General features: G+C 41.4%; 11 protein-coding genes. 1 reads left to right on the top strand and 10 read right to left on the bottom strand.

Annotated features, from left to right (window positions below; genetic code table 11):
* Positions 1-58: 58 nt before the first annotated feature.
* From LC090_RS03365 to LC090_RS03340, 6 genes are all read right to left on the bottom strand, one after another.
* Positions 59-925 (bottom strand): transglutaminase family protein, encoded by an 867-nt coding sequence (locus tag LC090_RS03365; protein ID WP_226655293.1) that lies wholly within the window; start codon positions 923-925, stop codon positions 59-61.
* Positions 922-1,887 (bottom strand): alpha-E domain-containing protein, encoded by a 966-nt coding sequence (locus LC090_RS03360; protein WP_226655290.1) that lies wholly within the window; start codon positions 1,885-1,887, stop codon positions 922-924. Before LC090_RS03360 ends, LC090_RS03365 begins: the two co-directional genes overlap by 4 nt.
* A gap of 20 nt (positions 1,888-1,907) precedes the next feature.
* Entirely contained in the window at positions 1,908-3,353 is a 1,446-nt protein-coding gene (locus tag LC090_RS03355) for a circularly permuted type 2 ATP-grasp protein (protein ID WP_226655288.1), read from the bottom strand.
* A gap of 159 nt (positions 3,354-3,512) precedes the next feature.
* A complete protein-coding gene (locus LC090_RS03350; RefSeq protein WP_255648015.1) occupies positions 3,513-4,265 on the bottom strand; it encodes a carbohydrate ABC transporter permease in 753 nt (250 codons plus the stop codon).
* Positions 4,266-4,333: 68 nt separating this feature from the next.
* Positions 4,334-5,275, bottom strand: coding sequence for a carbohydrate ABC transporter permease (locus tag LC090_RS03345; protein ID WP_425590630.1), 942 nt, complete (start codon positions 5,273-5,275; stop codon positions 4,334-4,336).
* A gap of 76 nt (positions 5,276-5,351) precedes the next feature.
* Positions 5,352-6,644, bottom strand: coding sequence for an ABC transporter substrate-binding protein (locus tag LC090_RS03340; protein WP_226655285.1), 1,293 nt, complete (start codon positions 6,642-6,644; stop codon positions 5,352-5,354).
* A 213-nt stretch (positions 6,645-6,857) separates the two neighbouring features.
* Here LC090_RS03340 and LC090_RS03335 point away from each other — a divergent pair, with 213 nt between their 5' ends.
* Entirely contained in the window at positions 6,858-7,463 is a 606-nt protein-coding gene (locus LC090_RS03335) for a YdcF family protein (RefSeq protein WP_226655283.1), read from the top strand.
* Between the two features lie 109 nt (positions 7,464-7,572).
* Here LC090_RS03335 and LC090_RS03330 read toward each other — a convergent pair whose 3' ends face one another.
* The 4 genes from LC090_RS03330 to LC090_RS03315 all read right to left on the bottom strand — a co-directional run bounded on the left by LC090_RS03330 (position 7,573) and on the right by LC090_RS03315 (position 12,543).
* The gene (locus LC090_RS03330; RefSeq protein ID WP_226655281.1) at positions 7,573-8,373 is read right to left on the bottom strand and encodes an alpha/beta fold hydrolase; all 801 of its coding nucleotides are present in this window, start codon (positions 8,371-8,373) and stop codon (positions 7,573-7,575) included.
* 180 nt (positions 8,374-8,553) lie between these two features.
* Entirely contained in the window at positions 8,554-10,107 is a 1,554-nt protein-coding gene (locus tag LC090_RS03325; RefSeq protein ID WP_226655280.1) for a helix-turn-helix domain-containing protein, read from the bottom strand.
* Positions 10,100-11,548: a sensor histidine kinase gene (locus tag LC090_RS03320; protein WP_226655279.1), complete on the bottom strand. Its 1,449-nt coding sequence runs from the start codon at positions 11,546-11,548 to the stop codon at positions 10,100-10,102. Before LC090_RS03320 ends, LC090_RS03325 begins: the two co-directional genes overlap by 8 nt.
* A complete protein-coding gene (locus tag LC090_RS03315) occupies positions 11,545-12,543 on the bottom strand; it encodes a sugar-binding protein (protein ID WP_226655278.1) in 999 nt (332 codons plus the stop codon). The genes LC090_RS03320 and LC090_RS03315 overlap by 4 nt, the downstream gene beginning before the upstream one ends.
* Positions 12,544-12,609 lie beyond the last annotated feature (66 nt).

Genomic DNA, 12,609 nt, shown 5'->3' with positions numbered 1-12,609 from the left:
TTCATCAAAAGATTTTTTTGCATATTTTGTCCATTTCCATAAAAAAACGGGCAGCTCCTTACCCGCTGACCCGTTCTTCTAAATTTTTCACTCCTACGCTTACGTTTAGCGTTTGAGCTCCGCCAATATACACCCCTTTTAGCGGGGAAATATCACGATAGTCTCGTCCTACTGCGATGCGAATATGTTGCTCGGCCGCAATGGCATTGTTCGTTGGATCGAGCCCGATCCAGGCTAAACCTGGTACTTTCACCTCAAGCCAGGCATGCGTTGCTGCATCGCCGCGATAAGCTGAGTTTTCTCCAATGTAAATATACCCGCTAACATAGCGTGCCGGAATACCGCGGTGCCGGCATAAGGCCAACATTAAGTGAGTGTAGTCCTGACAAACGCCAGTACGATGAGAAAGCACTTTTTCAGCTGTTGTTTCCACGTTTGTTGCTCCCGATACATATTCCATCGTGTTATAAATATGCTCATTTAACTTCACAGCAAATTCAAGCTCATCTCTCGCATTTGCCCAGAGTTCTTTCGTTTCTTTCTCCATCACCTGTCTGGATATTGTTGTATATCCGGTTTCAATTAAATACTCCGTATACGCTTGTTTAAACGGTTCTGAATGAAGTTCTGTCCGCTGCTTGTCCGTTAGCGGTAACGTCACATCCAGCGCGAGTGGATGCACTTCAACCGTTGAAACGGTTTCAATTTCAAGGCCTTGATGCTCGCCCCAAAGGTAAAACGTCTCGACATAGTTGCCCCAATAATCCGTGTGCCCGTAAGTCTTGCTTTTAGGTTGAATCCGAACACTATAATCATAAAGCGATTGTTGCACATCATGAAGTGGCCGTAACCTGAACTGATTAATGCTCTGTCTTACTGGCAACTCATATTCATAAGTGTTCGTTTGGGTAACTTCGTATTTCATGGTATCACAACTTCCCCCAAGTAATAGGTTTTTGTAATGTGCATGCCGATCGTCATACAGCGATGTTGAAAGCTTTGAAGGAACGCATGAGCACCTTGATTTAAGATTTCTTCAATCGAAAAATCATAAAGATCATTGGCAAGGTGCTCAAGTTCCTGAGCAAGTGACTCTGAATAATGTTCAACGTGACCATCTTCGAGCGCAACAAAAGCATTTCGTACTTTTTGAATACAGTACATCATCGACCTTGGAAACTCAGCATTTAAAATGAAAAATTCAGCGACATTGCGACTTTTAATCAGCGGTCGATATGTTTTAATATATGCTTCGTGCCCACTAACCGACTGAAGAACAGACCACCAGTGATGATACTCAACAATTTCTTTGTTCTGGTAACAATCTAAATTTTTATGATAATACACGTCTAGGATGCGGGCAGCTTTTTCAGCCCTTTCCAGGTGTTTACCCATTTCCATGAAAAGGTAAGCATCTCCTCGTGGCATTGTTGCTTCAACGATCCCTTGGAATAGAAGAGAATCCTTTTTTACGAATTCACAAATATCACTCACTTCTTCCATTGTCCACTGTGCATGACTCTGTTTTTTTAAGCTTAAATAAAACGAATTAATGCTTTCCCAAAGTTCATTTGGAATAATTTCACGAACAGCTCGAGCATTCTCTCTTGCGATTGTAATGGTATTTAATACAGAATTAGGATTTTTCATCGAAAACAATAAAAATTCCATCACATTTCGATCGATTGGACGATCATATTCGTCATCAAAAACCTCTTTAAATCCGCTGATCTCAATGAGCTCATACCAATTTTGATTCATTTCTTCAGTAGGATTGGCATTTTCAAGACGGCTTGTTAATTTAACCGCGATCAAGCGTGCATTATTCTCCGCTCGCTCCACATTTCGGGTTAACCAATACAGTGAATCAGCTACTCTGCTTAGCATCGACAATACTCCCTCCCCTTTTAAATATGAACTGGATTTTCTTCAAGCACCCATGTATCTTTCGCTCCGCCACCTTGTGATGAATTGACGACTAGCGAACCTTCTTTTAGCGCGACACGGGTTAAGCCTCCAGGGAAAACATGCGTCTTTTCTCCTCCAAAAATAAAAACGCGAAGATCAACGTGACATGCGGCAAAGCGGTCTTCTTTAAAAGCGGGTAAGCGAGATAGCTTAATTGTTGGTTGAGCGATAAATTCAGACGGATTGTTAAGAATCTGTTCCCGATACGCTTCTATTTCCTCCTTAGAAGCATGAGGTCCGATTAGCATATTGTAGCCACCTGAAGCGTTCGTGTGCTTTACGACTAGCTCTGACAGATGATCGAGGACATATTCTAGCTGATCGTCATATCGTAAAAGATATGTATCAACGTTTTTGACTAGCGGCTCTTCCTTTAAATAATAGCGAATCATGTCAGGAACAAAATGATAGATTGCTTTATCATCAGCCACCCCATTACCAATTCCGTTTAAAATCGATACATTTCCTGCACGGTAAACGTCGGTCAAGCCGGGCACGCCAAGTAAGGAATCATCACGAAATTCAAGCGGATCTAGAAACTCATCATCAATGCGACGATAAATAACATCAACCTGCTTTAACCCACGAGCTGTTTTCATATAGACTTGTCGTTCTCTTACAACAAGATCTCTTCCTTCAACAAGCTCAATGCCTGTTCGTTGCGCAATGAAAGAATGATCGTAATAGGCGGAATTATGAACGCCCGGTGTTAAGAGGACAATGGTTGGCGATGTGCGACCTTCTGGAGCAAGCGAAGCCATCGCGGAATGAAGATAAGAAAACTGCTGTTCAAGCGATTGAACGGAATATTGATTAAAAAATTCGGGATACACTTTGCGCATCACATACCGATTTTGAAAAACATAGGAGAGGCCTGAGGGGTTACGTAGATTATCTTCTAAAACACGGTACTCGCCGTTATCGTCGCGAATTAGATCGATTCCAGCCATAAAAATGTGTTGCCTTCTTGGAAGATCAATTCCTGCTACTTGCTGGAAAAAATGCTGACAATTTACGACAAGGTCACGTGGAATAATGCCATCTTTTAGGATGTTTTGTTCATGATACACATCATCTAGAAATGCATTTAAGGCATCGAAACGCTGCATGAGTCCACGTTCTAGCTCCTGCCATTCATCTGGAGGAATAATTTTTGGAACAAAATCAAACGGCATCGTTCGTTCCGTTCCTTCGTTATCACTATAAACCGTAAATGTTATGCCCTGTCTGAGAAAATCACTCTGGGCCAGTTCATACCGCGATTGCAATTCTTCTGGCGCCACGTCGGTTAATTTCTCATGGAACGGTTTACAATGTCCTCTTGGGTTTTTGCCTTCCTTAAGCATCTCATCAAAGTAACCATCTACATTATAAGCATGAAACATCGGCACTCCCCCTCCATTTAAGTAAGATCACTTAATAATTTTAACATTTTTCTCACTATTCTAACAAATTTCAAGATAAGAAGGCGAAATCCCTCTATTTTGGGAAGAACCTCTAGTAGAAAAAACAAAAAAAGAACAGCATAAGCTGCTCTTTCACCGCTAACCTTTTACTGACCCCGCAAGTAATCCTTTCACAAAAAACTTTCCGAGAAAAATATACACGAGAAGGGTTGGTAATGCAGCTAGTAAGGCTCCAGCCATTTGAACGTTCCATTGGACAATCTGACTTCCAGATAAATTTTGTAACGCTACCATAACCGGCTGCTGATCCGATGTCGTAATCGTTACAGCAAATAAAAACTCATTCCAAATGTTTGTAAACTGCCAGATTGCGACAACAACAAAGCCTGTAATCGATAGCGGCACCATAATGAAACGGTACACCCCTAGAAATCCAGCACCATCGATTTTTGCCGATTCAATCATAGAATCAGGAATGCTCGCATAAAAGTTTCGGAACATTAGCGTCGTAATTGGAATACCGTACACCACGTGAACAAATACAAGTCCAGCAATTGAATTGTATAGACCGATTTCCCTTAGAAACTGAATCAGTGGAATAAGAATACTTTGATACGGGATAAACATCCCAAATAAAATGACAGTAAACAGCGTATTTGCGCCTTTGAATTTCCATTTGGAAAGGACGTATCCGTTTAATGATCCTAAGAGCGCCGATAACAACGTTGCTGGTATCACAAGATAGAAACTATTTAATAGATTCGGCGCAAGTTTCGTAAAAGCCTCAGAATAGCTACTAAAGTCCAGAGATGTCGGAAACTGCCACATTTGACTTAACGTGACTTCTTCAAGTGGTTTGAGACTCGTAATAATCATCACGTAAACGGGCATCAGATAGAAACAAGAAAGCGCAATAAGTAAAGCATAGAGAATAGGACGTGTGAACGATCGTATAGCCACTAGGCTTCCCCCTTCCGACTTGACCAGAGATAAGGAACAATAAAGATCGCAACAGCTAAAAGCATGACGACCGCAATTGCTGCACCGTTTGCATAATAATTTCCTCTGAACGTTGTTTCATACATATACACACCAGGCACGTCGGTGACAAAGTTTGCGCCTGGTCCCGTCATTGCATAGATTAAATCGAAAATTTTAAGTGAAATATGAGCCATAATGATAATCACACTGACCGTAATTGGACGGAGGATCGGCATAATGATTTTCCAATATACTTGGAATTCATTGGCTCCGTCCATTCGAGCCGCTTCCCTTACTTCTTCAGGAACGCCTCGTAACCCGGCAAGATACATGGCTACTGAAAAACCAGTCATTTGCCAGACGGCTGCAATGACAACAGCGATCATGGCGATTGGGATCCCGAATTCGATTTTCCCCCAGCCAATCGCAGGAAAAATCGTAGTATCGGTGTACCATTTTGAATCCAGACCGAGCTTCGCAAGAAATAAATTAACCCCTGTGGAAGGATTCAAAAGCCACTGCCATACAACCCCTGTAACGACAAATGAAAGCGCCATTGGAAAGAAAAAGATGTTTCGGAACAGCGACTCCTGCTGAATCTTCTGGTCTAAAAGGATCGCCAGAATTTGCCCAACGACAATCACGGCTAAAATAAACATAATTGTAAAAAAGAGCGTATTTCGTAGGTCTGCTTGAAAACGGAAATCACCAAAAAGATAGAGATAATTTTTCAATCCAACAAATGAAAAGTCTGGGACAAGTGAGTTCCAATTACTTAGCGAAACGTAACCCGTCCAGCCAATAAATCCATAAACAAATACACCAACTAAAAGAATCGATGGAATAAGAAAGCCGATCGCAAGCATGTGATCCTTCGTAAGTGAACGTTTTTTTCGCGTCGTTACTGTGACCGATCGCATCGTTGTTTCAGTCTTCATCATCATCCCCCTTACCATTCAAAAAGGGAGAAGAACCAATCTTCTCCCAGCAACATTTTTACTTCAGGTCACCAGAAGCATCTTCGAGTGAACTGATCAATTGATCAACATCCTGCTGCGTCACAAAAATATTAATCGCTTGGTTCACTTTTGTGACAAAACCTTCAGGTGCAGCCGATCCATGAGCAAGACTCGGTGCAAGGCTTGCACTCTTGAAGTCTTCAATCGTTTCTTTTCCATATTCATCGTAGTTTGATAGGTCCGCATCAACGCGAGCTGGGATTGAACCTTTTAAAGGATTAAATGCATCCTGTCCTTCAACAGACCCAAGAACAGATAAGAATTTCTTAACGTCTTCAGGGTTAGAAACTCCTTTTGGTAAACCAAACGTATCCGTAATCACCATAAACATTTCTTCCGTACCCGGTGTTGCGACCCAACCAAAATCATCTTTTACTTTCAGATTAAGATCATTCACAAAGTAACCTTTCGCCCAATCTCCCATGACGTTCATCGCTGCTTCTCCATCTGCGACGAGCTGAGAAGCATCTTGCCAGTTACGAGAGCTATGATCTTCGTTTACGTAGCTCAGCATTTTTTTGAAATTCTCAGCCGCTTCTTTTACTTTTGGATCACTAAATGATAGTTCACCAGTAAAAAGCTTTTTGTAATCATCTGCACCAAGCGTTCCAAGGAGCGCTGTTTCAAATAGATGTGTCGCTGTCCAAGGCTCTTTATCACCGAGGGCAAGCGGTGTTACGCCTGCTTCCTGAAGTTTATCGGCTGCTGCGAAGAATTCATCGAACGTCTTAGGTGGCTCGACGCCACTTTCTTCAAAAACGCTCGTGTTGTACCAAAGCACGTTACCACGATGAATGTTTACCGGGACTGAATAAATATCGCCGTCTTTACTAACAAGATCAATCAAATCCTCTGGAAACTTATCTTCCCATCCTTCAGATTCATATAGGTCGTTAAGCGTTTCCATCTTTCCAGCTGCGACCCACCCATCATTTAGTTCGGAACCGCCATGCACCTGGAACGTTGCAGGAGGATCATCACCTTGCATGCGACTGGCAAGTACGGCCTTCGCATTCGTTCCTGCACCGCCAGCAACGGCTGCATTTTCCACTTCAATATCAGGGTACTCTTCTTTAAATAAGTCAATAAGCGCATTTAATCCGTCTTCTTCACCTGCACCTGTCCACCAGCTAAAAATATCAAGCGTTTCATCAGAACTCGAGCCGCCGCTACTGTTCGTTTCATCAGAACTCGAACAAGCAGAAAGTGGTCCAAGAGCTAACACAAGAATTAAAAACCAACCGGTAAATGATTTAAGCCTTCCCTTCATACGATCGATCCCCCCATTTCTTTTGTTACTCACACTTTATCAAAACTCATGGCTTCTAAGTTATGTAAGCGCCTTCATATTTTTGTGGTTATCTTCACTTTTTTGTGGTCGGTTTCATAAGCTAGTACAAAACAAATAAAAGAAGGTTCTTCACATACAAAGATAGAATGAGAAGAGAAGTAGATCTATCCGTCTGATCGAGGTGAAAATAAAATGAAGTTATCCGAATTAAATCCGGACACTCTCTCAAGAGAAGAAATGACAACGTTTATGTTTCAAGACACCATAGATGATCATCAAAGCGGTGACTGTATTCTTGTTTTTGGTTCAAAAACAATTCACCGCGTCCTTAAAGCAGCAGCTCTTTACCATGATAAGCGTGCTCCTAAAATTCTTGTTTCTGGTTCCGCTGCACGATGGGGAGAAGATGAAGAACCTGAAGCCATTTGGATGAGAGATCGCTTACTCGAGCTCGGTGTTCCATCTAAGGATATCCTCTTAGAGCTTGAAGCCGCGAATACAACAGAGAATGTACTCGCCTCACTAATGGTGTTACAACGATCCATCGGCCTTAATCATATTCAGAGACTCCTGATCGTCAGCTCCCCCTATCATATGAAAAGGTGTTATCTTACACTAACAACATATATGCCGGACTGGATCTCCTATAGTTTTTGTAGTGATGATCGAGAATTTGGACAGCGAAACAATTGGTGGAAAGATGAAACAGAGAAAACGCGAATAGTGAAGGAGCTACATTCGATTCAGCGTTACGTAAAGGAAGGTATTCTGAAAGATGGAGATGTACGCGTTACTTAATTATGGATAGCATTTTTATCGATTAGAGAAACGCTAAACGCCCAGCCATACATTGGCTGGGCGTTTAGTCGTGAAGAATCCTCTTTGCAGTAAAGTGATTGAATAACGTTTATAATGCAGGGGAAATGCGTGTTTCAACATCGCTGAAAAACGCCATGGAAGCAACATTAAATTCTCCAGGTTTTTCAACATTACAAACGTGACCACACTGCTCTAGAATTAAATGGGTTGCCTGTTCATCACTTTTAGTATCTTCAAGCAAGGGCTTCACAAAAAGATGATCCTGCTCACCTGAAATGTATAGTTTCGGGATATTTCTACTATTTTCTTGGACGTCCGCATAGGTTTCTTTTACGTGAGGAGCCAGCTTGTACCATGCGAGAAAATCGCTTCGATTCATTTTCAGCGCTTCTCTAATAAAGAGTTTACGAGAAAGTGCGTGGTTCGATTTTGGCATCATCACATAAGCAAACAATTTGTACAACCACATATACGGAATAAATGCTTTTACTGCATTTCCAGCCAAAAGTAGGAAAGAAGCTAAAGGGTTGAATCGTGTAATCGCTCCCCCAAGGACGGCACTTTGAATGCGTTCTGGTGCTTGTTGTAGCAAGTGATGCACGGCAACAGAGCCTAGTGAAATGCCTACTAAATGAACTTTCGTAATCTTCAATTTATCAAGAAGAGCAAGGATTTCATTGGCAATTAATTCACTAGTAAAAGGTTTTCCATAGCTAGACGTACTTGGTGATTGACCATGACCCGGTAAGTTAATCGCTAAAACATGATACTTCTTTTTGTATGTTCCAATTTGATTACAGAATATACCATAGTTTCCTCCAAGACCATGTAGCAAGACGATCGTTTCGCTGCCACTCGACTTGTTTTTATAAAGCTTATAATCAAGCATGATGATAAATCCTCTCTGTTTTAAGGGATGTTGCGTCCCATCGTTAAATCTTTTGACTACTGCATAAGTATAACTTTAGATTGGTGAAGAAAGAAATAGAGAAATGATCCAAATTTGTTATAACCAAACCGCCCAATCCACGAGAAGGTGCTTTTCAGCTATTTTTATTTCGAAAAAATTTCATACTAACAGCTTCTCTCGATATTGAGACGGCGATAAGCCGACTTTTCGTTTAAATACTCGACTAAAGTAATTCGGATCTTTATAACCAACGTTAAAACAAATTTCTTTCAAACTTTTAGAGGCATCTAGCATTTCTCGTTTTGCTTCTCCAATTCTAACTTCTGTCACGTAATCAATGAATGTCATGCCACTTCGATCTTTAAATAATTTACTAACATAATAGGGACTAAGCTCTACGTGTTCAGCTGCTTCTTCAAGGGTGAGCGGCTTATGAAAATGAGCTCGAATGTATTGTTTTACCTGTTCAAGTCGATCTCCCCCATGAAGCGTACGCCATTCTTGGACATGCTCACTTAACTTACGCAACTTTTCTCGTGCTAGATTGGTCGCGTCATCCTCATTTTCCGCCTGAATGTATTGATAAGAGGATAAGACGATTCCATTGTTTTGAAGGATACGCTCCGCGACAAGAAAAAGTTCATTTAGTTTTTGAACATAAGTGGATGTTGGTTCAATTGAAATCATTTCTAAATACACATCAAGTTCTTTCATCGCTCTTGTGAAGTCACCATTGTTGATCGCATTAATCACAACCGACTCCTGCTCCTGTGTGTGATCCTGCTGAGGTACGTTAGCACTTTTCCCTTCATGATAAAAGGCATAAGTGACATCTTGTTCAAAATCCAAGTCACGAACAGTATGAAGAGCTTCCCGATAAGATGCGACAAATTGCTCGGCTTCCTTATATGGTCTCCCTACCCCAATACAAACCGCGACGCCAAAATGCTGATTGAATTCATGTAGAAGGTTTCGTAACATAGGCTGTAATTTCGCCTTTAGCTTCTTGTCTTTCTCCTGAAGGCTGTCACTAAAAAGAAAGCAGGGTAAATAGTATTCATCTCTTACTCCAATTAAAGCTTCCCCAGGGAAGGTGCTTTTCACTTTCCGTTTGATCCACTGAACCATTTCATTGAAGCTATCCAGTTTGTTTGGAAATTTAAAAACGATGGCATAACCTGCTGTCGTCTGAAAGCCAAGTAGTTCGCTCCATTCTGCAGGACTGAACTCTGTCACTTGATTCATTAAGATCGCATTCATCCACTCACCTTCAAGTAAATGAACCGCTTTTGCAAGCTGCGCTTGAACGTGCTTCTTTCTTTCCGCTTCTACTCGCTCTACTTCAAGTTCCTCTGAAACACGTGTGATAGCAGCTAAGATTTCCTTTTTACGCCCTGGCTTTAGCAAGTATTCTTTCACCCCTTGCTGCATCACGTCTCTTGCATAGTTAAAAGTATCAAAAGCAGATAGCATGATAAATCGAATGTGGGGGTACTTGCTTTTTATCGTTTTTACCGCCTCAACTCCATCGATTCCGGGCATTTTAATATCCATAAAGACGATCTGTGGCTGAAACTCGACGACAAATGAAATCGCTTCTCTCCCATTTTTTGCTTTTAATAGTTTTACCTTATCACCATATTCTCGGGTTATCATCATCTCAATGGCATCCCGCTCTAACTGCTCATCATCGACAATCATGATTTTAAGCAAATTGTTCATCTCCTATCCGCTTTCTATAAGGTAAATTCAGTCTAACCGTTGTTCCAATTTCCTTAGAGGAATGAACCGTCATGGAACCAGCTTGATGGGAGAACAACTCGATTCGCTTCTTCACATTTTGCATGCCAAGACCCGTAGAATGCCCTTGTCTATTTTCTGAAGGCGATTGTGCCTCATCGGAAAACAGTTGCGATAACCTTGTCGTCTCCATTCCTACCCCGTTGTCTACAACCTCGATTACGACATCCCCGTGTTCTTCATAAATACGAATACTAATTTCGCCACCTTCTTCATAAGTTTCCACTCCATGTATAAAGGCATTTTCAACAATTGGCTGAAGCGTTAACACCGGAATTTTGCAATCTAGAACGTTCTCGTCTGCGATCACCTTAAACGTCACTCGTTCACCAAATCGTGACTTCTGGATAAAAAAGTATTCCTTTACAATCGTTAGCTCATCTTTTAAAGTCACGTCTTTTGCTAGATTGCCAAGGTTGTAACGAAGAAGAGCAGCTACCGATTCGATCAGTTCACTCGTTTGTTCAGCTCCTTCAATATAAGCACGTCTTGAAATCGTGTTCAGGGTGTTAAATAGAAAGTGGGGATTCATCTGGCTTTGTAAGCTTTTTAATTCCATTTCTTTTAGAAGCTGATCGAGCTCTGATTTCTGCTTCATTTCGATAATTAACCCTTGTATATTTTCCTGCATGCGATAAAAGGTTTCTGCTAACAACCGCAGTTCACTTCTCGACTTTACAACTACCTTACTTGCCGTAAAATCTCCCTTGGATAGTTTTTTGGCTGCAGACGCAAGTTCATGAATCGGTTTTGTAATGCCGCGCGAAAACCAGAAGGCCATTAAGAGGCTGAATAGAATCATAGAAACAAATAATGAAATTCCCATCCACTGAAGGTACGAACTTTTTTGATCCATTTCGTTGTAAAAGGTTCGATAATCCGTTAATTCAGAATTAATGAGCGTTAAGGTGGTTTCCTGAATAAAAGCGGAGATTTGCGCCGCTTCGTTTAAGTGACCTGAGTATTGATTAATTTCCTGCCTCTGAAAAGCCTGCACTGTAATGTCGCATTCGAGTAAAAAGCTCTCAATCATGTTTTCATAATTTGTGACGATTTGATCGTTCCCTTCATTTTTCACCGTATCGAGGAGCTCTTCCTTTTCTTGCGAAAGAACTTTTCGCTCATTGGCATAAGCGGTTAATTCAGCTTGCGTTCGTGCCGTTAAATACGTATTCATCGCTTCATAGACCGTATTGGTTTGTTGCGAGATTTCATTTAAAACGATAAACCGCTCAAAACTCGTGTGATAATCATCAATCGTTCGCTGACTGCTATGAAACAAGTAAAACGCGACACCGTTCATCAAAAGAACAAGCAATGTAAAAAAGAGAATAAATCTCGCTTGAATTTTCATTGTTGTTTCATCCCTCCCGGTGTCATTGTTTCTGTTTGCGTCAAGTCTTTCTGCCGCACTACATCTGTCATCGTGTGGTGATAAGTGGAAATCTTTTCTCCATTAACCACTTGAATCATTAATTCTACAGCGTCGTATCCCATCTCATATGGTTTTTGTTCAACAGTCGCTTCGAGCTTCCCCTCTTTAAGAAGTTGAAGGGTTTCGGGGAGAATATCAAACCCAATCACATAGACGCGATTCGTCATTCCAATACTTTCAAGAACCTGCACAATGCCGATTGCATCAAGGGCACTCGTTCCGTAAAAGGCATTAATATCAGGATAATCTTTTATCATCTCATACGTTTTTTCAGCTGCTTGTATTCTAGTAATTTGTGATTCATCGATAGCAACTACGGTCACACGATCGCTACCTTTAATCGCATCTTTAAATCCCTCCACACGAAGCTTTTGATTCGCTGAATCAAACCGACCCGTAATGATGCCAACCTTCACTTCACCTTTTGTATCTTTCACTAACGCTTGTCCTGCGAGAAACCCGGCATAATAATTATCTGTTCCTACGTACGCCACGCGCTTACTTTCAGGAGTATCCGTATCTATGGTTAAGAATGGAATTCCTTTTTCGGTCACACGATTAATCAACGTTGGGGATACTTCTTGATTCAACCCTTGCGCGATAATCCCATCTACTTTTGATGCAGCCGCCATTTCGATCATCTTCATATGCTCATCAAAATTAGCTTGTTTTGGGCCGGTATACTGTAACGAAACATTGTATTTCTCAGCTGCAGCACGTGCCCCTTTCTCCACTAGTCGCCAGTAATCATTATCAACTTCTTCCGTAACGAGGACGAATCGATAATCTGGAGCGTTATACGAAGCAGAAGGACGATCTGGCGTTAGATTGAAAGCCCTTACAGAATAGAAGATAAAAAAAGAAAATGTTACCATCACGAGCAGAGTCCCCATCACGTAAATCCAGCGCGCCATCGACCTTCCTCCTTTTTTGATGGGGGTCAGGTTCGCTACCGGTGACGTCACCGGTAGCGAACCTGA

Origin of the sequence: Guptibacillus hwajinpoensis (assembly GCF_020524165.1) — a bacterium.
Taxonomy (GTDB): domain Bacteria; phylum Bacillota; class Bacilli; order Bacillales; family Guptibacillaceae; genus Guptibacillus; species Guptibacillus hwajinpoensis_D.
This window is presented reverse-complemented; position numbering and strand designations above follow the sequence as displayed.